This is a genomic window from Xanthobacter sediminis, assembly GCF_043195015.1.
Taxonomy (GTDB): domain Bacteria; phylum Pseudomonadota; class Alphaproteobacteria; order Rhizobiales; family Xanthobacteraceae; genus Xanthobacter.
Map to the genome: position 1 here is coordinate 411,573 of NZ_JBAFWH010000002.1, position 22,267 is coordinate 433,839.

General features: G+C 67.6%; 21 protein-coding genes and 1 tRNA gene. 8 read left to right on the forward strand and 14 right to left on the reverse strand.

The features are described from left to right. Positions 1-68 precede the first annotated feature (68 nt). Complete coding sequence (gene pdxH, locus V5F61_RS03835; RefSeq protein ID WP_393987435.1) at positions 69-710, reverse strand: pyridoxamine 5'-phosphate oxidase; 642 nt, start codon at positions 708-710, stop codon at positions 69-71. Between the two features lie 153 nt (positions 711-863). On the opposite strand from pdxH, the gene V5F61_RS03840 reads away from it, so the two are divergent. The 4 genes from V5F61_RS03840 to pap all read left to right on the forward strand — a co-directional run bounded on the left by V5F61_RS03840 (position 864) and on the right by pap (position 4,449). Next, positions 864-1,223: an RT0821/Lpp0805 family surface protein gene (locus tag V5F61_RS03840; protein WP_393987436.1), complete on the forward strand. Its 360-nt coding sequence runs from the start codon at positions 864-866 to the stop codon at positions 1,221-1,223. 112 nt (positions 1,224-1,335) lie between these two features. After that, entirely contained in the window at positions 1,336-2,304 is a 969-nt protein-coding gene (locus V5F61_RS03845) for a DnaJ C-terminal domain-containing protein (protein ID WP_393987437.1), read from the forward strand. A gap of 142 nt (positions 2,305-2,446) precedes the next feature. Continuing rightward, positions 2,447-2,899 (forward strand): MaoC family dehydratase, encoded by a 453-nt coding sequence (locus tag V5F61_RS03850; RefSeq protein WP_393987438.1) that lies wholly within the window; start codon positions 2,447-2,449, stop codon positions 2,897-2,899. A gap of 56 nt (positions 2,900-2,955) precedes the next feature. Then, a complete protein-coding gene (gene pap / locus V5F61_RS03855) occupies positions 2,956-4,449 on the forward strand; it encodes a polyphosphate:AMP phosphotransferase (protein ID WP_393987439.1) in 1,494 nt (497 codons plus the stop codon). A 13-nt stretch (positions 4,450-4,462) separates the two neighbouring features. Here pap and V5F61_RS03860 read toward each other — a convergent pair whose 3' ends face one another. The 5 genes from V5F61_RS03860 to mdlC form a co-directional block, all read right to left on the reverse strand. Continuing rightward, on the reverse strand, positions 4,463-4,987 hold the full coding sequence (locus V5F61_RS03860) for a phospholipase D-like domain-containing protein (RefSeq protein ID WP_393987440.1): 525 nt from the start codon (positions 4,985-4,987) through the stop codon (positions 4,463-4,465). Positions 4,988-5,335: 348 nt separating this feature from the next. Continuing rightward, positions 5,336-7,126 (reverse strand): NAD-dependent malic enzyme, encoded by a 1,791-nt coding sequence (locus V5F61_RS03865; protein ID WP_393987441.1) that lies wholly within the window; start codon positions 7,124-7,126, stop codon positions 5,336-5,338. Positions 7,127-7,933: 807 nt separating this feature from the next. Next, on the reverse strand, positions 7,934-9,067 hold the full coding sequence (locus tag V5F61_RS03870) for a cupin domain-containing protein (RefSeq protein ID WP_393987442.1): 1,134 nt from the start codon (positions 9,065-9,067) through the stop codon (positions 7,934-7,936). A gap of 107 nt (positions 9,068-9,174) precedes the next feature. Beyond that, the gene (locus V5F61_RS03875; RefSeq protein WP_393987443.1) at positions 9,175-10,113 is read right to left on the reverse strand and encodes an AEC family transporter; all 939 of its coding nucleotides are present in this window, start codon (positions 10,111-10,113) and stop codon (positions 9,175-9,177) included. Positions 10,114-10,278: 165 nt separating this feature from the next. Continuing rightward, a complete protein-coding gene (gene mdlC / locus V5F61_RS03880) occupies positions 10,279-11,907 on the reverse strand; it encodes a benzoylformate decarboxylase (RefSeq protein WP_393987444.1) in 1,629 nt (542 codons plus the stop codon). A gap of 637 nt (positions 11,908-12,544) precedes the next feature. On the opposite strand from mdlC, the gene V5F61_RS03885 reads away from it, so the two are divergent. After that, on the forward strand, positions 12,545-13,462 hold the full coding sequence (locus V5F61_RS03885) for a LysR family transcriptional regulator (RefSeq protein ID WP_393987445.1): 918 nt from the start codon (positions 12,545-12,547) through the stop codon (positions 13,460-13,462). A 246-nt stretch (positions 13,463-13,708) separates the two neighbouring features. On the opposite strand, the gene V5F61_RS03890 is transcribed toward V5F61_RS03885, so the two are convergent. The 6 genes from V5F61_RS03890 to meaB form a co-directional block, all read right to left on the reverse strand. Continuing rightward, a tRNA-Gln gene (locus V5F61_RS03890) sits at positions 13,709-13,783 on the reverse strand. Positions 13,784-13,893: 110 nt separating this feature from the next. Next, positions 13,894-14,676, reverse strand: a complete 783-nt coding sequence (locus tag V5F61_RS03895; RefSeq protein ID WP_393987446.1) for an enoyl-CoA hydratase-related protein — start codon at positions 14,674-14,676, stop codon at positions 13,894-13,896. Between the two features lie 408 nt (positions 14,677-15,084). Beyond that, complete coding sequence (locus V5F61_RS03900) at positions 15,085-15,882, reverse strand: TIGR02186 family protein (RefSeq protein WP_393987447.1); 798 nt, start codon at positions 15,880-15,882, stop codon at positions 15,085-15,087. Then, positions 15,879-16,805 (reverse strand): sulfite exporter TauE/SafE family protein, encoded by a 927-nt coding sequence (locus V5F61_RS03905; RefSeq protein WP_393987448.1) that lies wholly within the window; start codon positions 16,803-16,805, stop codon positions 15,879-15,881. The genes V5F61_RS03900 and V5F61_RS03905 overlap by 4 nt, the downstream gene beginning before the upstream one ends. 223 nt (positions 16,806-17,028) lie before the next feature. Continuing rightward, positions 17,029-17,622 (reverse strand): pyroglutamyl-peptidase I, encoded by a 594-nt coding sequence (locus tag V5F61_RS03910; RefSeq protein ID WP_394104005.1) that lies wholly within the window; start codon positions 17,620-17,622, stop codon positions 17,029-17,031. 112 nt (positions 17,623-17,734) lie between these two features. Beyond that, positions 17,735-18,724 (reverse strand): methylmalonyl Co-A mutase-associated GTPase MeaB, encoded by a 990-nt coding sequence (meaB, locus tag V5F61_RS03915; protein ID WP_393990240.1) that lies wholly within the window; start codon positions 18,722-18,724, stop codon positions 17,735-17,737. Between the two features lie 234 nt (positions 18,725-18,958). On the opposite strand from meaB, the gene V5F61_RS03920 reads away from it, so the two are divergent. Beyond that, positions 18,959-19,159: a CsbD family protein gene (locus tag V5F61_RS03920; RefSeq protein ID WP_393990239.1), complete on the forward strand. Its 201-nt coding sequence runs from the start codon at positions 18,959-18,961 to the stop codon at positions 19,157-19,159. A gap of 119 nt (positions 19,160-19,278) precedes the next feature. On the opposite strand, the gene folK is transcribed toward V5F61_RS03920, so the two are convergent. Both folK and folP read right to left on the reverse strand, forming a co-directional pair. Further along, positions 19,279-19,767 (reverse strand): 2-amino-4-hydroxy-6-hydroxymethyldihydropteridine diphosphokinase, encoded by a 489-nt coding sequence (gene folK / locus V5F61_RS03925; RefSeq protein WP_393990238.1) that lies wholly within the window; start codon positions 19,765-19,767, stop codon positions 19,279-19,281. Then, complete coding sequence (gene folP / locus V5F61_RS03930) at positions 19,764-20,600, reverse strand: dihydropteroate synthase (RefSeq protein WP_393990237.1); 837 nt, start codon at positions 20,598-20,600, stop codon at positions 19,764-19,766. Before folP ends, folK begins: the two co-directional genes overlap by 4 nt. 181 nt (positions 20,601-20,781) lie before the next feature. On the opposite strand from folP, the gene ygfZ reads away from it, so the two are divergent. Continuing rightward, entirely contained in the window at positions 20,782-21,666 is an 885-nt protein-coding gene (ygfZ, locus tag V5F61_RS03935) for a CAF17-like 4Fe-4S cluster assembly/insertion protein YgfZ (RefSeq protein WP_393990236.1), read from the forward strand. Then, positions 21,666-22,262: a DNA-3-methyladenine glycosylase I gene (locus V5F61_RS03940; RefSeq protein WP_393990235.1), complete on the forward strand. Its 597-nt coding sequence runs from the start codon at positions 21,666-21,668 to the stop codon at positions 22,260-22,262. The genes ygfZ and V5F61_RS03940 overlap by 1 nt, the downstream gene beginning before the upstream one ends. The last annotated feature ends 5 nt before the right edge of the window (positions 22,263-22,267 follow it).

The window sequence follows — 22,267 nt, forward strand, 5'->3', positions numbered from 1 at the left end:
CTGACGCCAATTCTTGGCACGGCCCTGCGGGAAAGCAAAGCTTCTTTCCCGCTGTGAACGGCCGCTGGTCAGGGGAAAAGGCGGGTCTTGGTCCAAGGAGCGCCGGCTTCCGGCCTCCGGAACACCACCCGGTCGTGGAGGCGGAAGGGGCGGTCGTGCCAGAACTCGATCTGCACGGGCGAGATGCGGAAGCCGGTCCAGTGGGCCGGGCGCGGCACCGTGCCCAAGGCGTATTTCGCCGTGGCGGTGGCGACCGCAGCCTCGAGCGCGAAGCGACCCTCCAGAGGCTGGGACTGGCGGCTCGCCCATGCCCCGATCTGCGACAGGCGCGGGCGAGAGGAGAAATAGGCATCGGCCTCGGCATCGCTCACGCGCGCCACCGGGCCGCGCACCCGCACCTGCCGGTGCAGCGACTTCCAGTGGAACACGATGGCTGCCTTGGGGGTCGCCGCCAGCTCCTGGCCCTTGGCGCTGCCGGTGTTGGTGAAGAAGACGAAGCCGTGCTGGTCCACGCCCTTCAACAGCACCATGCGCACGTCTGGCAGGCCGTCCGGGTCCACAGTGGCGAGTGCCATGGCGTTGGGGTCGTTCGGCTCGCTCTTCTCGGCATCGGCCATCCAGGCGCCAAACAGGCGAAAGGGCTCGTCGGCCTCGGTGAAATCACCAGTTGTTAAGTGGTCCTGGGGTTCCATGGTGGTGTTCGTCGTCATGTGGAGCGCCCCGTGCCTCGCCGATTCCCGGTTGCCCCGCCCACTGGCGGGACGCCTTCTTATAGGAGCCTCGCGCGGCTGCGCGAAGTCCTGCGCACGGGATTGGGCGGCGCCCTCCTCCTCGTCGCCGCGGCCTGCGCCGGCTGCAGCAGCGTGCCCCTGCCTGACGACGACATCGTGACCGGCTCCATCAAGCCACGTCCCGCCTCCTATCGCCTCCCCGAAGGTGATGCCCCGAAGGGCATCGCCACTTCCGACTGGACGGCGGCCAAGCTCGCCCTCGACCAGGCGCTCGTTTCCGGCGAGGCCGACATCAGCGTGCCCTGGGAGAATGCCGACACCGGCGCGCGCGGCACCGCCACCCCCATCGGCACGGTGCGTTCCGGCGGCTGCCGCGACTTCATGATCGCCGTGGTGGACGGCAAGGTCGCTGACCGCTGGGTCCACGGCGAAGCCTGCCGGGCGCGCGGCGAGACGGTGCTTTCCCAGGTCCGGGTGCTCGGCAGGGCCTGACGGGCACGAAATCTCGGGGGTAGCGCGGCATAAGTGTTGCAATTTGGTTAAGGCCGACCCACATCTTGGACGCGGCCGGCCGCCTGAGCGCCGGCCGGCGAGGTGAGATTTCATGCGTGATCCATACGACGTCCTCGGCGTTTCCAAGACCGCCGACGAAGCCGAGATCAAGCGCGCCTACCGGCGGCTGGCGAAAAAGCTGCATCCCGACGCCAACGCCGACGATCCCAAGGCCCAGGACAAGTTCGCGGAACTGAACACGGCCCACGAGATCCTTTCAGACGCGGGGAAGCGCGGCCAATTCGATCGCGGCGAGATCGACGCCGAGGGCAAGCCGCGCGCGCCGGAGTTCTCCGGCTTCGGCGGCGGTCGGCGTTCCGGTCCGGGCGGTTTCTCGGGGTTCGACGGCGACACCATCTTCGAGAGCTTTTCGTTCGGCCCCGATGGTGCGCGCCGCAGCTCGCGGCGCGGCGGAGGCGCGGGCAGCCAGGGCGGCTCCAGCTTCGACGATCTGGGAGACCTGTTCGGCTTCGGCCGCCAGCGCCGCGGCGCCGGTGGCGGCTCCGCCCCTCCCGCAGGTGACGACATGGAGATCTCGCTGCCGGTCACCTTCGAGGAGGCGACCCACGGCGCCAGCAAGCGCGTGGGCCTGCCCAACGGCAAGCAGATCGACATCAAGATCGCCCCCGGCACGCGCGAGGGCCATCGCCTGCGCCTGAAGGGGCAGGGCGAGGTCTCAGTCATGGGCGGCGCGCCGGGCGATGCCTATGTCACCATCTCCTACGCGCCGCACCCGGTGTTCGAACGCGACGGCGACGACCTGCGCCAGAACGTGGACGTGCCGCTCTTCGACGCCGTCCTCGGCACCAAGGCGCGGGTGGAAACACTGTCGGGCACGGTGGAGCTCTCCATCCCCGCCTGGACCTCCGGCGGGCGTGTCTTCCGCCTGCGCGGCAAGGGCCTGCCCAACACCACCGGCGGCCACGGCGACATGCTGGTGCGCGTGAACATCCTGCTGCCCAAGGCGAAGGACGCCGAGCTTGAAGCCCTGATGCAGAAGCTGCGCTCGGCCGCGCAATAGGCTCCATCAGCCCTCTGCGCCTGACACGCCAGGAAGAAAGCGACAGCCAAGCTGTCGCTTTTTCTTCTTGTCGGGCGGTTTCCCCGGCATGGGGAAATGATCTAAAGTCCGCGCCCCGATTGGACCTTGACGGGTGCACCCCATGTTTCTCGAGCTGCAGAATCTCTATTTCGAAGACCTGACGGTGGGTCGCACCGAGCATATGTCGAAGACCGTCTCGTCTTCCGACATCGTCGGTTTCGCCGAGCTGACGGGCGACCGCAACCCCATCCACCTTTCCGAGCACTTTGCGGCGAAGACGCCCTTCGGCGGCCGCATCGCGCATGGCCTCTACACGGCCGGCCTCATCTCCGCCGTGCTCGGCACACGCCTGCCGGGCCCTGGTGCGGTTTACATTTCCCAGACCCTGAATTTCCGGGCGCCGGTGCGCATCGACGACACGGTGGAGGTGGAAGTCAAGGTGATGGAGCTGATTCCCGAGCGCTGCCGCGCCCGCCTGTCCTGCGTCTGCTCGGTGAAGGGCGAGGTGGTGCTGGACGGCGAGGCCTGGGTGAAGGTTCCCTCGTCGGGCGCGCAGAAGGTCGTTTCGGCCTGATGGCCGGCATGTGAAACGAGGCCGCGGCGCGGCCTCGCTCCGGGGGGGACGCGGCCATGTTCGAATCCGCCAAGGTGGAGCACCGGCTGGAGAAGGCGGCCTTCAAGGCCCTGGAACCCAGCCTGCGCGAAGACCTGCTCAATGCGCAGGCCCAGCTCATCGACCAGAAGCGCCGCAGCCTCCTGGTGCTGATCCAGGGACCCGACGGCGCGGGTAAGGGCGCGGTGCTCAACCGGCTCTATGAGTGGCTCGACGTCCGCAAGCTGGAGACGCTCACCTTCGAGGCGCCCTGCAGCCCGGATTCCGGCCGCCCCGCCATGTGGAAATACTGGCGCGGCCTGCCGCCGTTCGGCGAGATCGGCATGATGCTCGGCACCTGGTACCATCGGCCCCTGTGCCGGCGGTCACTGGGCGAGGTGGGGCGTTCGGGCCTCGTGCGCGCCATGGAGGAGATCCGCCGCTTCGAGGCCATGCTCCATGCCGAGGGGGTGGGCCTGCTGAAGCTCTGGCTCTATGTGGAGCCGGAAGAAGCGCGCCAGCGCCTGAAGGCGTTGAGCGAGGGCGCCTACCAGCGCCCCGTGGTGCGCGAATGGGCGGAGCTCGCGGGTGCCAAGGAACGTCGGCGCCTGGAACTGGCAGCGGAGGATGCCGCCCGCCTCACCTCCACCGATTTCGCGCCGTGGCAGGTGGTGCCCGCCGCCGACGAGGCCTATCGCGACGCAACCGTGGGCAGCGTGCTCCTGGAGACGCTGCGGGCCATGACCGCAGACGGCGGCGGCAGCGCCCCCCGCCCCACGCCCAGCCCCACCCATGTGCCCAAGGCCCTGCCCACCTTCTCCATCCTCTCCACGCTTGACCTGAGCCAGAAGCTGGAGAAGGCGGACTATGAGGAGCAGATGGCGCACGAGCAGAGCCGCATCACGCGTGCCACGCTCTCGCCCCTGTTCGCCGGTCGGGGCCTCGTCCTCGCCTTCGAGGGCAGCGACGCGGCGGGCAAGAGCTCCACCATCATGCGCCTGCGCCGCGCGCTCGACCCGCGGCGCTTCCGGGTGCACCCCATTGCCGCACCCACCGACGAGGAGCTGGCGCGCCCCTATCTGTGGCGCTTCTGGCGCCACATCCCGGCCCACGGGCACACCGTGATCTTCGATCGCTCCTGGTACGGGCGGGTGCTGGTGGAGCGGGTGGAAGGGCTCGTCACGCCTGAGCAGTGGGGGCGGGCCTATGGCGAGATCAACGATTTCGAGGCCCAGCTGGCCGACGCCGGCTATGCGGTGGCGAAGTTCTGGCTGGCCATCAGCCAGGAGGAGCAGATGCGCCGCTTCGCCGAGCGCGAGGCCATCCCCTACAAGCGCTTCAAGCTGACCCCGGAAGACTGGCGCAACCGCGAGAAATGGCCGCTCTACGAAGCCGCCATCACCGAGATGGTGGACCGCACCTCCACCCCGGCCGTGCCCTGGACGCTGGTGGAGGCGGAGGACAAGCACTTCGCCCGCGTGAAGGTGTTGCGCACGGTGGCTGACCGGCTGGAGGCGGCCCTCGCGGAATAGGCCGCGCCCGCCCCTACTGAAGGGGCACAGCGCTGTTCCAGATGCGCTCGTAATCGTCCAGATAGGCCTTCGCGAGCGCCGGGTCGCGCAGGATGAGAAGGTCGTTGTCCTGCTGCTTCAAGGCGTTGGCGCTGAAATTGGCCGAGCCGGTGCGCAACACCTTGCCGTCCACCGCGAACGCTTTCAGGTGCATGATCGGCCGGCGCGGCTTCTTGCGCACGCGCTCGCCCAGCGGCGCGAGCAGCGCGTAGGCCTGCTCGTGGGTGGGGTCGAGCACGACCCGCACCGCCACGCCGCGCTTCACCGCATCCAGGAGGGCGTCGATCACCGCCGGGTCGGTGAGAAAATAGGCGGCCATGTCGATGCGCGCCTGCGCGGAGGCGATCAGCGCCACGTCGATGCGCTCGAGGTCCTCGGCGGGCGAGTGATGGAGCTCGACCGTTGGCACAGCCGGCTCCGCACGCGCCGGAGACAGCGGCAGCATGGCGGCAAGAAACAAGGCAGCAAGAGCGCTGGCGGCGGTTCGCGAGATGGCCATGCTGCTTTCCTTTGGCGCTGTGGCCGGAACCGTCCGCGAGCAGGGCCGGACCGCTGGAAACGACCCGGCTGCGGGCGGTTTCCGGTCCGGCCTGGGCGCGAGACGTGCTCGCGCCGGCCGTGCAGGCCGGCAACTCTCTGATGCGGCGGATGCCTCCGCCCGATGTTCCGGCAAGAGGTACAGCCGGGAGGGGCGGCAGGGCAAGATATTCTCAGGATCTGCGCTGGCAGATCATCCCCGCGGCCGGAAGCGTCGCTGGCATTCGGGTCCACTTCGCTGGGCGGGAGGGCGCGAAGCCGCAGGCACCGGGGCGCCTGCGGCTTCGCCACTTTGGGCCTGCCTCGGGGGTCAGACCGCTTCGACCGGGGTATAGACCGGCCACCACTGCGCCTCGCGCACGTCCTCGACCACGTCGTCGAGCTTCTCCTGCGAGAGGCCCTGCTGGATGGCTGTGCGCGCCACCTCGATGGCGACGACGCTGGAGGTGATGCGCAGGTCCGCGTTCGACGGCAGAAGCGAAGCGCCCGGCGTGGGGTCCGGCGCCTGGCCGGCGACAGCTTGGGCGGCGGCGAAGATCATCTCGTCGGAGATCATCTTCGGGCGGGAGACGATGACGCCGAAGCCGAGCCCCGGATAGAGCGCGGCATTGTTGGCCTGGCCGATCTTGTAGGTCACCCCCTTCAGCACCACGTCGTCGAACGGCGCGCCGGTGGCGACGAACGCCTTGCCGTCGGTCCAGGTGAGAAGCTGGGTCGGTGTGGCCTCGTGCAGCACGGTCGGGTTGGACAGGGGGAAGATGATCGGGTGCTCCACCTGGGCCGCCATGGAGCGCACGATCTCCTGCGTGAACTGCTGCGGCGTGGTGGAGGTGCCGATGAGGATGGTCGGCTTCACCGCGGCCACCACCGTCGCGAGGTCGATGATGCCGCCCTTCGCCGCTGCCGCAGCTCGCAGCGCCGACATCTCGGGCCAGCGGGTCTCGGCCGCCGGGATCGCCTCGCAGGGGGTGCGGGCGAGGCCGGCCACCTCCGCTTCAGGACGCGCATAGGGCCGCTGGTAGTCGAGCAGGCCGCCGGTCATGTCGGCCGTGAGCAGGCCGGGCAGATCCACCAGCCACACCCGGCGGGTGGCATCTTCCTTGGAGAGGCCATGGCGGACCATCAGGTCGCGGATCTGATCGGCGATGCCGACGCCCGCCGTGCCGGCGCCGAAGACGACCACGCGCTGCTCGGTCCACGGGGTGCCGGTGCGGGCGACGGCGTTGAGCAGGCCGGAGAGCACGATGGCGCCGGTGCCCTGCATGTCGTCATTGAAGGTCGCGACCTTGTCGCGGTAGCGGCCGAGGATGCGGCGGGCATTGGTGGAGCCGAAATCCTCCCAGTGCAGCATGGCCTTGGGAAACAGCTTCTTCACCGCAGTCACATAAGCGTCGACAAAGTCGTCATAGGCCTTTCCGCGCACGCGGCTGTGGCGATAGCCCACATAGAGGGGATCGTTGAGCAGTTTCTCATTGTCGGTGCCCACGTCGAGCACCACCGGAATGACGCGGTGCGGATCGACACCGGCCGCCGCGGTGTAGACCGCAAGCTTGCCGATCGAGATGTCGATGCCGTTCGAGCCCCAGTCGCCGATGCCGAGAATCGCCTCGGCGTCGCTCGCCACCAGCAGGTCGATGTCGTCGGCGCCGGCGCCGAAGTCCGCCAGCTTCGCCTCGACGCCCTCGGGATCGTCGATGCTCAGGAAGACGCCGCGCGGGCGGGTCATCACTTCGCTGTAGTTCTCGATCGCCTCGCCCACCACGGGATCATAGACCACGGGCAGCATTTCCAGCATGTGGCGCTGCAGGAGCGCGTAGAACAGCGTGGCGTTGTTGTCGTGCAGGCGCCACATGTAAATGTGCTTGGCGAGGTCGGTCGGCGCCGCGTGATACGCCCGGTAGGCGGATATGAGCTGCGGCTCCAGCTCGGTCGTCACGACCGGCGGCAGCAGGCCCTGCAGGCCGAGAGCCTTGCGCTCGGCCAGCGAGAAGGCCGTGCCCTTGTTGAGCGCCGGGTCGCGCAGAACGTCATAACCGCGGGCGGTCGTGGTGATGCGGCGGCCGGCGCCATCCTTGATGACCTTGGCTTGTCTGCTGAACATATTGCACTCGCCTTTCCGAATGGGCTGGAGTTGGGTGTGCTGCTTTCGAGCCCAGGTCCGGTTCGCCGGCTGGGCAGGAACTGAGGCGAAGGGGCCGACTGGCGGCGCGATCCGCGCTGTTTTCAGGCGGCCGTGGCGCCGGTGGCGGCCATGGCCGAGGAATTTCTCGTCGAGGTGCTTCGCGCCGATGAAGTCGCGCCTGAAGCTGAGGTTGCTGCGTCGTGTCCTCGCCGGTCGCCTCGATCCCGGTCCGGCCGTCAGGAGCCTGATTGGTCTGGCACTGCGCGATCTCCGAATGATGATGTTACCAGCCAGACACACGCCACCCTTCCAGGCTGCCAATAGCAGTACGATGGGTAGCGTTGTTCAGATTTGAATAAAGTGTAATTTCAGTTTAATTATTTTATGTAGTTATAAATATATTCGTATCAATATAATAAGCATTCAGCGTCTTACGAGATGAACATAGTAACTGGCCATGAAAGGTCAATGACAGTGCGTGTCGGTTAATGCATATATTTAAATTTGGCGCATGCGGATCATGTTTATATGCGCTTCACGATATATGCTTGAAGCCCGGTCGCGCGCTCAAGTGCCGTCGCGCTGCAGTCTGCGCCTTCGTCTGAGGGGCTGCAGGGAAGCAAAATGGCAGTGCCATGTCGTGGAACGGCTCGCCACTTCCTTGAAATGACGAGCCGCACCAAGAGTTTTCAAACTCATCGAAGTCCTCGGACCGGCTGTATGCCGGCCGGAGGTGGTCAGCGCCGGAGCCGCGATCGAAATCTCGCAGCGCGGGCCTCCGCTGTTTCAGCCCTTGACCACCGGGCTATAGCCCTGGCGCAGGGATGAGGTGAAGGGCTCGCCGATGTCGAGATGCCCCTTCACGAGCTCCCGCGGGGTCAGCGCCAGCCACTGGTTCAGCGAGACGTCCTTGTATTCGCCCTTGTTGAACACGTTCAGAACCCGCATGGGTTCGTCGCCGATGTTCTCGATATAGTGGGCCAGCGTCTTCGGCACATAACCCACGTCACCGGACGTGTAGTCGAAGGTGCGAGCGTTATTCACGGCATCGAACACCGTCATGCGCGCCTTGCCGCCGAGGTAATATTGCAGCTCGTCCGCATCCGGGTGCCAGTGGATCTCGCGCATGCCGCCGGGTTCGAGGTCGATCATCAGTGCCGCCATATTGGTGACTTCGAATTTCTTCGAATCGATGATCTTAGTGCCGCCGCCAGGGAAGGCATTGAAGGGCACCTCGGACGCGCGGAACACGTACTTCCCGGTCATCGAGACGGCACCGAGCTGACGGCGCACCTCCTCGATGGGGCCGGGAACCGGCAGGCGGAAGATGTACTTCTCAGCCGCCGGAATGCCCTCGAAGGCGCTTTCCGGCACGCCGAAATTCTTCGCGAGCACCTCGCGCGGGGTATGGGCGAACAGCTCGGTGACGAGCAGCGTCTGGTTCTCCGAGAAGTTGCCGTCATTGAAGACCAGCACGAACTCGGTGCCTTCGTCGAGGCCCTGGATGGCATGGGGGAAGCCGGCGGGAGCGAGCCACAGGTCACCGGGATTGAGATCTTCCACCAGCACCTGACGCTGGTCATCCACCAGGTAGAAGCGCACCCGGCCCTGCACCACATAGGCCCATTCGGCCTCCTTGTGCCAGTGCAGCTCGCGCACCACGCCCGGGCCGAGGCGCATGTTCACGATGGCGAGCTCCTTGAGCGCGCTGCACTCGCGGACGGTGACCTCGCGCGCCCAGCCGCCGTCCTCGAGGCGATTGTGCGCCATGGCGAACGGGAACTTGAGATTGGGGATGCCGCCGTTGTCGGTGGCGGGGGGAATCAGGATGTCGGGGTTCTGCGCTTCCACCTGCGGGTTGCGCGGCCCGGCGATGGTCGCGCCCTTCGTGCCCACGATCGGCTGTACGAGATCGCTCATCGATACTCCTCCTGTTAGTTGGGGTTCGGTGTTGTCGAAGCCGGGTTCCTTGAAGCGGGATGCTCCGTGCCCATTTTCGGCCCGAGCCACTGCGCGCCCGGACGCGGCTATGCCGTGACCCAGATGAACACGCCCATGGACAGAACCGATAGAATGGTACTCCAGAACAGTGTGGAAGCCATTTCCTGTTCGCCGCACTTGTATTCCACCGCGAATATGACGGCGATGGAGGCCGTGGGGATGGCGAGCGTGACGGCCACCAGCCCCCGCTCGGCTGCAGGCACCGCCAGTCCGATCATGGCCGCAAGGATGATGCCGGGCAGCAGCAGGTTCTTGCACACCACGTTGATGATGACCGGCAGCGATACGCTCACTTTCTGCGAGAACAGCACGACGCCGACGGCGAACAGGGCTACGCCCCCGGTGGACTGCCCGAGCAGGATGAAGGACCCCTTCAGCATCTTCGGCAGCTCGAGGCCCGCCAGCAGCAGTGCGAAGGCCAGCACCGGCGCCCACACCACCGGCTGCCTGACCGCTTTGACGATGCTTGCCCCCGCGGTTGCCAGCGGGCTCCGCCCAGGAGCGCCTGGAGCGTTGCCGCCCACCAGGAAGATCAGCGCCAGCGGCACCTGGACCAGATTCATGAGCAGGCTGCCGGCGGCGATGGCGAGGTCAGCGTCTGAGGGATAGAGCACGCCCAGCACCGGCGTGCCGATAAAGGGCACCGCCGGTCCGGCGATGGCGATGGCCCGCAGCGCCGCCAGCTTGGCCGATGACCGGAACAGGAGCGAGACCACGAAAACCAGGACCAGCCCGCCCACCATGCCGACCGTGGTCCAAATGAACAGCGGCACGTTCCGGCCGATCTCCGCCAGCGGTGTCCCCAGGATGCCGGCAAACAGCAGCAGGGGCAGCGCGTAGAGCATCACCATGCGGTTGAGGACCGTGGCCTGGTCCTGCGTGAAGCTGCGCTCCCACCCCGCGAAGAAGCCGAGCATCAGCGTCACGAGGATGGGCAGCAGCGCAGTGACGATGGTTTCAAGCATGGCACGCCTCTCCGTCGGATGGGACGGTTTCCGGCCCCGGCCGGAAGATGTGGAGTAGGGTGGTGGCCGGGGCGGAATGATCCCGCCGGCTGGGGGCTGTCCGGTGCGCATGCGGGCCGCGCCCCGCCGGGATGGTTCCGGGCGAGGCGCCGCCTTGCGCGCTGCTCAGAGCAGCGGGGGGATGGCCGGCGCGATCGGCACCTCGATGACGGTCGGCCCCTTGCGGGTGAGCGCCTCGGCCACCGCCTTGCGCACCTCGTCCAGCGTTCCCGCCCGCACGCCCGCGCAGCCGTAGCCCGTGGCAAGCGCGACGAAATCGAGCCCGGGAATGTCGAGCCCCGGCACGCCGGGCGTTTCCTCCAGAACCGCGAACGATTTCAGGATGCAATACTGGCTGTTGCGCGGGACCACGAAGATGACGGGGAGCTGGTGCTGCGCCGCGGTCCAAAGACCCTGGATGGAATATTGGAACGATCCGTCGCCGATGATGGCGAGCACCGGCCGGTTGCGGCCGCTGTCACGTTCGGCGAGGGCGAGGCCGACGCTGGCCGGCAGGTTCCAGCCGAGGCTGCCGCTGGCGAAGGTATAGAAGGAGTCCGGCCGCTCCACCGGCCACGCCGCATGCAGTTCGCCGAGGTTGGAGGGCGATTCCTCCACCAGCACGGTATCGCCCGGCGTGGCCGCGCGCAGCGTCTTGAACAGGTCGAGCGCGCCGATCACGCCCGCGACCTCGGCCGGGGCCGCGGCCGGATGCGGAGCGGCGCCATGCGGCTGCCGGATCACCGGCTTCGCGGGCGCGGTGCGCGCGGTTACCAGCTTTTCCAGCGCCTCCAGGGCGAGCACGGCGTCACCCACCAGGCTGTCCCCCACCGGGGCGCGCGCAGTCTCGGCGGCATCGTCGCTGATGTGCAGCAGGCGCAACCCTTCCGGCAGATAGGGGCCGGGCACATAAGGATAATAGCGGAAGATGGGCGCGCCGATGACGATGGCGACGTCATAGCCTTCGAGCTTCTTGGCCAGCGGGCCGATGGCGAAGGGCAGTCCGCCGCTGTAGAGCGGATGGGTTTCCGGGAACGGCGGGCGCTCGGACGCCGGCGCGGCGAACACATGGGCCTTGAGCTTCTCGGCGAGGGCGATGGCCTGGGGCCAGCCCGCGCCGCGGGCGATGGCCGATCCGTAGATCAGAGCAGGATTCTTCGCCCCGGAAAGAGCTTCGGCGAAAGCGGCGATGCGGGCCGGGTCGGGCGCGATGCGGGTCGCCAGGGTGCGCACCACGGCGGGCGCGCTGGCCGGCTTGTCCCAATCGTCGAGGGGGATGGAGAGGAACACCGGCCCGGCCGGCGCCTGGACCGCCATCGCGTAGGCGCGCATGAAGGCGGCCGGTACGTCCTCGGCGCGCACCGGCTCGTAGCTCCACTTCACCCAGGGCCGCGGCAGGAGAGAGGGTTCCACGTTCGTCAGCCAGGGCTCCATCAGCAGCATGTCGCGGGTCTGGTTGCCGGCGGTGATGATGAGCGGGGTCTTGTTCTGGAATGCCGTGAGAATGTTGCTCATGGCATTGCTGAGCCCGGCGGAGGTGTGCACGTTCACCAGGGCCGGCTTGCGGGTCGCCTGCGCGTATCCATCCGCAGCGCCCACGGCAGAGGCTTCGTGCAAGGTCTGAATATAGCGGAAATCGCTGGGGAAGTCCTTCAGGAAGGTTTCTTCCGTGGAGCCGGGATTTCCGAACACGGTCGTGATCCCGAGCTCCCGCAGAAGCGCGAACGTGACGTTGCGAATGGTCGTCTCGGACATCTTCACCTCTGTTGTTCAGCGTTTCAAGTGGCGCGCGTGGAGCGAGCGCCAATACCCCACTCTGCTATTTATATTCGTAATAAGACAGTATTATTATGGTATGGAACTCGCCTTCAGTTGCTTTCGCACAGCTCCGTCACGTGCTCAAGAAATGTATCTTCCTGCAGGTGCTCGCGCTCAGGGTGCGATTTTGTGCCGAAAGGTAGGCGCATGCTTGTGCAGAAAGCCATATCCCAAATGGGAATGGCTTGAGCGGAGGTGTGGGTTCAATGGTCTTGCGCGTGCGCCGGATGACCCGTTTCCGCGGGAGCGTCGTGTCGGAGCCTTGCGGGTCGCGAATGGTTGGGTCGGTGAGCTTGGGGGTGTCAGCCCGTTCAGATCGCCATGCATTTCGCCTCTTCATGGGCGGCAAAAAACGTCGGTTCTCGCGCGGGGAAAAGATGTGGGCGCCCCAAGAGGATGCTCTTTCCATGGTGCTCAGACCATTTGGAAAAATCAAAATATTCGGATTTTACTTATTACTGTATCATAATTATCGGGTATGACGATGAGTGTGGCTGGATCATCGAGGGGGCTGTGATGTGACTGCCGGCATGCTACCAACGTGTGAATATTTACAGGCAGAAGCAGGCTGAACATGGCGGAGCATGACGATCTCATAGACACCGACGAGCTTCGGGCATTCGATGTGGTCGCGACACGGCGCAGCTTCAGCGTCGCCGCTGCCGAGCTCGGTTGCTCTCAATCTACGATCAGTCAGCGCATCGCACGACTTGAGAAGCGGCTCGGCCGGCAGCTCATCCGCCGCACCACCCGCCGGGTCGACCTGACAGTGGAGGGCGAGGCGATGCTGATCTATGCCCGCTCCATCCTCGCCATCGCCGAGGACGCGCGCCAGCACCTCCTGCGCCCGGTGATGAAGGGGGTGCTGAAGGTGGGCATCGAGGACGAGTTCGCGACCACGCGGCTGCCGCTGGTGCTGGCCATCTTCCGCGACCAGTTCCCGCACTTCGCCATGAAGTTCGTTACCGGCCGCAATGAGCATCTGCACGATGCGCTGCGCTCCCATGAGGTCGACATCATCCTGGGCAAGAGCCATCAGGAGGGCGGCGGCGAAGTGCTGTGGCAGGAGCGGCTGACGTGGGTGGGCCGCCACAAGGCGCTGCCCCCCGTTGGCGAGCCGCTGCCCCTCGTCACCTATACGAAGCCGAGCATGACGCGTGATCTTGCGGAGGCGGCCCTGCTTGCCGCCCGGCGTGCCTGGGTGAATGTCGCCGAAGGCAGCAACCTTCTCGGCCTGCTGGCGGCGGCGGAGGCCGGGCTGGGCGTGATGGCCATCGGGCGCAGCTTCCGCACGCCCGGCATTGCCGAGATCCCGGCAGAGGCGGGCCTGCCCCAGCTCGGCACGCTGAATTATGTGCTCGAGGGCTTCTCCGCCCAATCCGACGCGGCCTCGCGCGCATTCTTCGCCGTGCTTCGGGAGGCGGCCAAGCAGACCACCCATGATACCGCCGCGCCTGCTGGTGAAAGCTCCGGCACTGCGTCGCAGAGCTGAGCGGTCAGGCCCCGGAGCCTCGCCGGCTATTGGTCAACGCGATTACAGCGGCCGGGAGGCGTCGCAGAAGGTGGCTGGTTGAAGGCTGCGAGAGTGCTCGTCAGTGCCGTAGGAGCGCGGTCAGCTCGATCCTGCCAGAGGGAAAGCTCGAGCGAAGCCGCGCTGGCCAATTCTGGTGCGTCTCAGGGGCCACCCCGTGGGCGGCGGCGATGTCTTGCGCGGTGAGCTGATTTTGGATCCAGAAGCTGGCTGGGGCGCCAGGATTCGAACCTGGGAATGGGGGAATCAAAATCCCCTGCCTTACCACTTGGCTACGCCCCAAGACCGGAGGCGGCGGACAATATCGTCCGCGTCTCATCCTGTCCAATGCGGTGTGCGACATATCCAAAGCGTGCTGCGCCTGCCGTCAAGAGACGGAAGGCGCAGGCGGATCAGGCTCCGGTGAAGCGCGGGGCACGCTTTTCGGCGAAGGCGAGGCGGCCCTCGCGGTAATCGGCGCTGGCATTGGCGGTGCCGGTGGCGCGCTTGGCCTCCGCTAGCAGGGCGCTATGCGCGCTCTCGGCGGCGCGGATGGAAAGCTTCGCGGCCTTGAGCGTCAGCGGGGCGTTTTCCGCCATGCGCAGCGCGAGCTTGTCGGCGGCCGCCTCCACCTCGCCTGCAGGGGCGAGCGCGTCGATGGCGCCCATCTCGTGGGCGCGCGCGGCGGCGAGCCTGTCTGCGGTAAAGAAGAGTTGCCGGGTGCCCTGGCCGCCGAACACGCGCAGCAGGCGCGGGAGGCCGCGCGGGTCATAGCCCAGGCCGAGGCGCGCGGCGGGGATGGCGAAAAAAGAGTCATCGGCCGCGATGCGCAGGTCGCAGCTCGAGGCCAGCGCCGCGCCCGCGCCCACGCAGGCGCCGTGGATGAGCGCGAGGGTGGGGAAGGCAAGCGCCTCGATGGCCGCGCAGGCGCTCTCCACGATGTCGTCGTAGCTCTGCGCGCCGGAGGCGTCGGAACGGGCGGAGTCGAAGTCGGAGATGTCCGCGCCGCCGGAAAAGGCGAGCGCGCCCTCGCCGCGTAGGATGGCGACGCGGATGTCGTGCCGGCGTGCGGCCTCTGTGGCGAACGCCGCAAGCGCCTGCCACATGCCGCTCGAAATGGCGTTGCGCCGCTTGGGATTCGACAGGACCAGACGGGCGATGCCGTCCTCGACGGTAATGGCGATGCTGCCAGCCAACTCGGCCTCCAGTTCCAGCGTGCGCGTGCGGTTATACAGGGTTCCGGCTCTAGAGCATTTTTGCGCGGCATTGAAACGCGAAATGCGCCTCGCTGCGCATTTCAGCTCAGAGGCGCCGGGCGCGATGCCTTGGCGGGAGCTGAAGAGGGGAGGTCTCGGGGATGCGGGACGGTGCCGGAAGGCACCGTCCCGCCCCTACGGGCACCGGTCAGGGCTTGGTACCCGAAGCTGCGAGAGCCGAAAGGCTCTCAGCTCACGTGTGGGCCGTTTGTTTGGCGCGATCGAGCTTGAAGTTCAAGCGAAAAAAGAATGATAGGATAATCGAGCGTAGATCAACCCGCGAGTAGACCATTCACTGCAACTTTACGCTTAGGGGTGGAAGTGGTCACAAGTTACCATTTCAATTTTCTATTCTTTTCGAAAAAGGAAATTTCCTATAAAACCGATAATAAGGCTGCCGATGGCTACGACGATTCCATATATGAGTGCATCATTATGGGAAAATGAGGCGATATCCTGTTCAAATCCGGTTCTATTGACTTCAAAATGCTGGAGCTCTTGTGTGGTCACTCTGCCCTCCCGCAGCAACTTGACGCTGACATCATAGCGCCCGATGGGTGCCCGGCCGGGGATGGTCAGATTAGCGCGGAAGACCCGCGGCGCGAGGAAAGTGACGCCGCTCGGATTCTCCTGATACAGGTCCTCCGCCTCGCGGGTCCTGAGGAAGGCGAGGCGGAACGGGTCGGTCGGCACCACGTCCGCATAGTCTGGGCCGACCAGCTGTGTCAGCACGTTGCGCGAAAGGCCGATCTGCTCCACGCGGAGCACCTCGGGCGGCGCCATCTCCTCGGCCGGGCGGCTCGCTTGCACGCTGAGGAAGGCGGGGACGTCGATGAAGGTGCGGCTGTCGGCGTTCACCCACAGGCCGAGCACGCGGGATTTGCGCCAGGTGACGAAGCTCTGCTTCGGCCCGCGCACCGTGACCACCACGTCCGGCGTGGCGCCGTCCTGCGCGGTTTCGGCGACGCCGAACACCACGAGCTCGGCACCCGTGAAGGTTGAGGTAATGCGCACCTGCGGCTGCGACACTGAGACCACCAAGCGGTCTGCCGTGTTCTCCTGAGCAGTGGCGGTGTGCGCGCCGCAGGCGAGGGCGAGAGCCAGCACGCCGGCTCGCAGCGGGGCGCTGTGGCGCGGCGCGCTCACCGGCGCACCTCGATGGGGTTGACCACGTAGAGGTCGGCCGGCGTGCGCACCAGGTCCACCGCCACCCGCAGCCCTACCGAGAGCACCAGCAGGCCGAGGAGGAAGCGCAGGTTCTCCGGACGCAGGGTCTGGCCGGTGCGGGCGCCGAACTGCGCCCCCATGGTGCCGCCGATCATGAGCACGAGAGCGAGCACCGCATCCACCGTGCCGTTGGCCTCGGCGTGCAGCACGGTGGCGCCGGCCATGGTGACCAGGGTGAGTACCAGCGAGGTGCCGACTGACGTGGTCGTCGGCACCCGCAGCATGTAGATGAGCGCGGGCACCAGGATGAAGCCGCCGCCGACACCCAGAACCGCCCCCAGCACGCCGATGACGAAGCCGATGCCGACCACGGGGATCGCGGAGACGTAGATCCGCGATCGGCGGAAGCGCATCTTCAGCGGCAGGCGCATGAACCAGGCGTGGGTGCCGGGCCTGCGCACACGTGGGGCCTCGCCCCGTCGGCTGCGGCGGATGGCGCGCACGCTTTCCACCAGCATCATGGTGCCGATGGCGCCGAGCAGCAGCGTGTAGGCGATGTGGATGAACAGATCCACCTGGCCGATGACCCGCAGCCAGAGGAACAGCGCCACGCCCGCCGCCGTCCCGGTCAGGCCGCCGATCAGCAGCACGCCGGCCAGCGGCAGGTCCACCATGCCCTTTCGCAGGTAGGACAAGGCGCCGGAGAAGGACGAGGCGGCCATGTAGGGTGACACGCTCGCCACCGCCACGGCGGCCGGCACGCCGGTGAAGATTAGCAGCGGGGTCATCAGGAAGCCGCCGCCGACCCCGAACATCCCCGAGATGAAGCCCACCGCGAGCCCCATGGCGAAGACGGTGAAGATGACCACCGGCAGTTCGGCGATCGGCAGATAGATGGTCACGGGGATCGTCCGTAGCGTGTCACGGCGGTTGGGGCGGCTTTACGCCATCGCGCCGGCCCTGAGAAGGCCAAAGGCGCGCCATCGTCGGCCCATCCGAGCCTTTTCGGTGGTCTGCCGGGCCGGGCAGGCGGGGCGCGGGTGCTTGCTGAGTTTCAACACTAATTCAGTGTGGCTATCGTGCGGATTTCCCGGATGAATTCTGGATATGCCTGGCGTGGGCGCATCAGCGCCGCCGGGCCTGGGACCCCAGCGCTACGAGCAGCGCGCTGAGGGCGCGGGGCAGGGCGGTGCGGCGGGCGGGCAGGCGGCCGGGAATGTGCACGAACACCACGGGCCGTCCCTGCGCCCGTGCGAGCGCGGTGAGGTAGCTGGCGTTGCAGAGGTAGCGCCCGGCATCGCGCGAAGGGCGGACGGGCACGCCGGCCCCGCGCGCGGCGGCGAGCAGCGCCGGCACCCGTGCCGTCGTGCGCAGCACGGGCGGCGCTTTGGCCTCCAGCCGCCGACCGGCCGGATGCCGGCGGGCGGCATCCGGCCGGTCGGCGGCGACATTCACCGCGCGGGTCTCCACGCACAGGGCGCGGCGGCGCGGGGCGACGCCAAGGAGCAGCACCGCGTCGGGCGCGTGCCGGTCGAGGTGCCGCTCGAGCAGGCCGAGGGCCGCCCAGCGCGTCGGCAGGATTTCAAGAGCGAGGTCGCAGCCCGCAAGCGCCGGGCGGCGCATGTGCGCTAGGGTGCGTCCGAGCCGCTCGGACGGGTTCACCGGCACGCCCGGAAAGGGCCCGAAGGCGCAGATGAGGATGCGCGGGCGCCCGGCCATCACACGGACCTCCGGTCGACGTCGCGCGCACGGAAGCTTCGGATGTGCCCCAACTCCCGGCGCCTCGCGGTTTCGGCCGCGGAACCGCCGCGCACTGTCGGCGGCATGACGCCTAGAGGCCGATGAGGTGGGCGATCTCGGCCGCTGCGAGCGCGGGCGCGAGGGTGCCGGCGGCCACCTCGCGCTCCAGCGCCGGCAGCCGGGCCTTCACGCCAGGGTCGCAGGACACCTTCTCGGCAAGCCGTTCATTGAGCAGGGTCCACATCCAGCGCACCTGCTGGGCCTGCCGGGTGGCGGCGAAGGCGCCGGCGGCCTCGCATTTCTGCCGGTGCAGTACCACCTGCGCCCATACTTCGGCGATGCCGTCGCCGGTGAGGGCGGAATAGGTGAGCACCGGCGGCGACCAGTGGGCCTGCCGGGCGCCCAGGAGGTGGAGCGCCGCGCGATATTCGCTGGCGGCGGCTCGTGCGCGGACGATGTTGTCGCCGTCGGCCTTGTTCACGGCGACGATGTCGGCGAGCTCCAGCACGCCCTTCTTGATGCCCTGCAGTTCGTCGCCCGCGCCGGGCAGCATCAGCACGAGGAAGGTGTCGGTGAGGTCGGCCACCGCGGTCTCGGACTGGCCGACGCCGACGGTTTCCACCAGCACCACGTCGAAGCCGGCAGCCTCGCACAGCAGCATGGTCTCGCGCGTCTTGGCGGCGATGCCGCCCAGGGTGCCGCTGGAGGGGGAGGGGCGGATGAAGGCGCGCTCGTCCATGGAAAGGCGGGCCATGCGGGTCTTGTCGCCGAGGATGGAGCCGCCGGTGCGGCTGGAGGAGGGGTCCACCGCCAGCACCGCCACCTTGTGGCCGAGGCCCGTGAGGTGGGTGCCGAGCGCGTCGATGGTGGTGGACTTGCCGACCCCCGGCACGCCGGTGATGCCCACCCGGAAGGCCCCGCCCGTGCGCGGCAGAAGCGACTGGAGCAATGCCTGGGCGCGGGCGCGGTGGTCGGCGCGGCGCGATTCGACGAGGGTGATGGCCCGCGCCAGCGCGGCGCGCTCGCCCCTTGCGACCCCTTCGGCGAGCTTCGCATCGTCCAGCACACGCGCAGCCGTCATCGTGCTTCTTCTCCGGTGTGGCCAGCCTGGGCCGGCCTCGTCTTCGCATTGCAACGGAACTCGGCATGGTCCGCGGGCGTTGTCCAGGCAAATTTCCACTTCGACCCGGCGGCGCGTGGGCTTCCTCCCCGCTGCCGGACATTCGGCGCGACGCCTCCGGGCCGCGCCTGAACGGCGGGCGGGCATGGCCGCGCCGTGGTGGCCGCCGCCCGCACAACAGAGGAGGAGAAGCCGATGAATTGGGATCGCATCGAGGGGAACTGGAAGCAGCTCTCCGGCCATGTGAAGGCCCAGTGGGGCAAGCTGACCGATGATGACCTCAGCCAGATCGCGGGCCAGCGCGAGGCCCTCGAAGGCAAGATCCAGGAGCGCTACGGGCTCGCCAAGGACGAGGCGAAGCGGCAGGTGGACAAGTTCACCGGCTCCATCAATTAGCGCCCGCGCACACGTTTCAGGAAACCTCCGACCCCCGCGTCGTCTCTCGGCGCGGGGGCTTTTTTGTCTGGGCAGCGCCCTTTCGAGTGTGATCCGGGAGCCTGCGCGTGTGCGGAGCTTCAGCCGGCGAAGGCGCGGATGCCGCTCGCGTCGAGCCGGGCCAGGGCATCGGCCGCACGCGTGCCCGAGATAACGATGTCAGGCGCGATTTCCACCAGCGGCACCAGGGCGAACGCCCGTTCCAGCAGGCGGGGGTGGGGAATCTCCAGATCCGGCTCGGCCACCTTCGCGCGGCCATGGAGCAGGATGTCGATATCGATGCGCCGAGGGCCGAAACGCACCTCGCGGCCGCGGTCGCGCCCCAGCATCCGCTCCACCAGCAGGCACAGGAACAGGAGGCTGCGCGCGCCCACCGGGGTTTCCACCGCCACCACCTGGTTGAGGTACGGCCCCTGCGGCACCGGGCCCCAGGGCGGCGTTTCGTAGAGCGCCGAGCGGGCGCGGATGGTGAGCCCCGCCCGCGCCAGCACGCCGAGGGCCAGGCCGAGGGTTCCCGCCCGGTCGCCCACGTTGGAGCCGAGGCACAGATAGGCCGTCTCTGCGTTCATGAGGCATCCCGGATGGCTTCCGCGACGCGCGCCGCCTGCACGTGGGCGGCGACATCATGGACGCGGATGATCTCCACCCCCGCCATGATGCCGATGACGTTGGAGGCGATGGTGCCCGGCAGGCGCTCGGCGGGCGTGGTCTCGATCACCTTGCCGATGAGGGACTTGCGGGAGGTGCCGAGCAAAATCGGCAGGCCCAGCACCCGCAGCTCGTCGAGCCGGCGGATGGCGGCGAGGTTCTGCGGAAAGGTCTTGCCGAAGCCGATGCCGGGATCGAGCACGATCTTCTCGCGCTTCACGCCCGCCCGCTCGGCCTTCTCCAGGGCTACTTCGAAAAAGGCGAGCATGTCGGCGACGATGTCGAGTGTCTCGTCCACCTCGGCGCGATTGTGCATCACCACCGCCGCCGCGTCGTGGTCCGCCACCACGCGCGCCATGTCGGGGTCATGGGCGAAGCCCCACACGTCGTTGACGATGTGCGCGCCGGCCCTCAGCGCCTTTTCCGCAACCTCGGCCTTGTAGGTATCCACCGAGATGGGAACCGGCATCTCCGCCGCCAGCGCGGGCAACACCGTCGCGAGGCGGGCCCATTCGGCGTCCGCCGGCACCGGCGTGTGGCCGGGGCGGGTGGATTCGCCGCCCACGTCGAGGATGTCGGCGCCCTCTGCCACCAGCCGCCGGGCATTGGAGAGGGCGTCGTCGGGCCGGGCGCTGCGGCCGCCGTCGGAAAACGAATCGGGCGTCACGTTGAGGATGCCCATGACGAGGGTGCGCGGGCCGAGCGGGATGGCGCGGTCGCGGGCGTTCAGGATGCGGGGAGGAGGCAGGGTCATGGCACGGCGATGAGATGAGGTCGCCCCACTCAAGCCCCTGGGGGCGCGCGTGGCAAGCGGCGAAGGGGCGGGTTTTCCTCAAGCATCCCGCGCGGCGCGGATGGCGGGCGCGGCGGGGCGCACTTGAGGGGCCGGGGCGCTCGGCTTACATCTTGGGGATTGCTTCAGAAAGGACGGTCCCATGCCCGTCGTTCATTTGACCGATCGTGCCCTCATTCGCGCATCCGGCCCGGAAACGGCCAAGTTCCTCCACGGCGTCATCACCTGCAACGTCGCCACCATGGCGGTGGGCGATGCGCGCTACGGCGCTCTGCTGTTCCCGCAGGGCAAGATTCTCTCCGATTTCCTCATCTATCGGGACGGGGAGGAGAGCTTTCTCCTCGATGTTCCCGCCGTGCAGGCAGACGACCTGCTGAAGCGCCTCACCTTCCATCGGCTGCGGGCCAAGGTGGCGTTCGAGAAGGCCGGCGATCTCGCCGTCGCCGCCATGTTCGGTGAGACGGAGGTGGTGCCGGAGGGGGCTGCCTTCGCGGACCCCCGCCTTGCCGCCCTCGGGCGCCGGCTGGTGTTGCCGCGTGTGGTGGCCGAGGGGCTGCCCGCCGATCTCGACACCTATGAGGCGCACCGCATCGGCCTCGGTATTCCCAAGGGCGGCGTCGACTTTCCCTATGGCGAGACTTTCCCCCACGAGGCCGACATGGACCAGCTCGGCGGCGTGGATTTCAAGAAGGGCTGCTATGTGGGCCAGGAGGTGGTGAGCCGCATGGAGCACCGCACGACTGCCCGCAACCGCCTCGTGGAGGTGGTTCTGCCCGCTCCGGCCGAGGTCGGGGCCGAGATCATGGCCGGCGAAAGGGGCATCGGGCGCCTGTCGTCCGTGGCCGGGGCAAAGGCCATCGCCAGCGTGCGCCTCGATCGCGCCACCGATGCCAGGGCCGAGGGCGTTCCCCTCACCGTGGCCGGCGCGGAAGTGGAGCTGAAGGCGCCGGACTGGGCCGAGTTTCCGCTGGAATGGGAGCGCAAGACGAGCGCTCTCGACGCCAAGTTCAAGAAAACGCAAAGCTGATGGGCATCGGCGAGGCTATTGCGCACGATGACGGGCGGCTGCGCTGCCCGTGGTGCGGCACCGACCCGCTCTATGTCGCCTACCACGACCAGGAGTGGGGCGTGCCGGAGCGTGATAGCCGGGCGCTGTTCGAGAAGCTGCTGCTCGATGGCTTCCAGGCCGGCCTCGCCTGGATCACGATCCTGCGCAAGCGGGAGAACTTCCGCCGCGCCTTCGACGGCTTCGAGCCGGAGCTTATCGCGCGCTACGACGCCGCCAGGGTGGAGGTGTTGATGCAGAACGCCGGCATCGTGCGCAACCGCGCCAAGATCGAGGGCGCGGTGCTCTCCGCCCGCGCCTATCTCGACCTGCGGGAGAAGGGGATCTCCTTCTCAGACTTGATGTGGGAGGCGGTGGGCGGCGAACGGCGGGTGAACCACCTGCGGCACCTCTCCGAAGCCCAGGCCGAGACGCCCGAATCGCGTGCGCTCTCCAAGCGGCTGAAGGGGCTGGGCTTCAAGTTCTGCGGACCCACCATCGTTTATGCTGCCATGCAGGCCTGCGGCCTCGTGGATGACCACCTGGTGGATTGCTACCGCCATTCCGGACAGCGCTGATCCCC

Coding starts and splice junctions, on each gene's coding strand:
- pdxH (WP_393987435.1), bottom strand. CDS start 710: ATGACGACGAACACCACCATGGAACCCCAGGACCACTTAACAACTGGT.
- V5F61_RS03845 (WP_393987437.1), top strand. CDS start 1,336: ATGCGTGATCCATACGACGTCCTCGGCGTTTCCAAGACCGCCGACGAA.
- V5F61_RS03850 (WP_393987438.1), top strand. CDS start 2,447: ATGTTTCTCGAGCTGCAGAATCTCTATTTCGAAGACCTGACGGTGGGT.
- pap (WP_393987439.1), top strand. CDS start 2,956: ATGTTCGAATCCGCCAAGGTGGAGCACCGGCTGGAGAAGGCGGCCTTC.
- V5F61_RS03860 (WP_393987440.1), bottom strand. CDS start 4,987: ATGGCCATCTCGCGAACCGCCGCCAGCGCTCTTGCTGCCTTGTTTCTT.
- V5F61_RS03865 (WP_393987441.1), bottom strand. CDS start 7,126: ATGTTCAGCAGACAAGCCAAGGTCATCAAGGATGGCGCCGGCCGCCGC.
- V5F61_RS03870 (WP_393987442.1), bottom strand. CDS start 9,067: ATGAGCGATCTCGTACAGCCGATCGTGGGCACGAAGGGCGCGACCATC.
- V5F61_RS03875 (WP_393987443.1), bottom strand. CDS start 10,113: ATGCTTGAAACCATCGTCACTGCGCTGCTGCCCATCCTCGTGACGCTG.
- mdlC (WP_393987444.1), bottom strand. CDS start 11,907: ATGTCCGAGACGACCATTCGCAACGTCACGTTCGCGCTTCTGCGGGAG.
- V5F61_RS03885 (WP_393987445.1), top strand. CDS start 12,545: ATGGCGGAGCATGACGATCTCATAGACACCGACGAGCTTCGGGCATTC.
- V5F61_RS03910 (WP_394104005.1), bottom strand. CDS start 17,622: ATGGCCGGGCGCCCGCGCATCCTCATCTGCGCCTTCGGGCCCTTTCCG.
- meaB (WP_393990240.1), bottom strand. CDS start 18,724: ATGACGGCTGCGCGTGTGCTGGACGATGCGAAGCTCGCCGAAGGGGTC.
- V5F61_RS03920 (WP_393990239.1), top strand. CDS start 18,959: ATGAATTGGGATCGCATCGAGGGGAACTGGAAGCAGCTCTCCGGCCAT.
- folK (WP_393990238.1), bottom strand. CDS start 19,767: ATGAACGCAGAGACGGCCTATCTGTGCCTCGGCTCCAACGTGGGCGAC.
- folP (WP_393990237.1), bottom strand. CDS start 20,600: ATGACCCTGCCTCCTCCCCGCATCCTGAACGCCCGCGACCGCGCCATC.
- ygfZ (WP_393990236.1), top strand. CDS start 20,782: ATGCCCGTCGTTCATTTGACCGATCGTGCCCTCATTCGCGCATCCGGC.
- V5F61_RS03940 (WP_393990235.1), top strand. CDS start 21,666: ATGGGCATCGGCGAGGCTATTGCGCACGATGACGGGCGGCTGCGCTGC.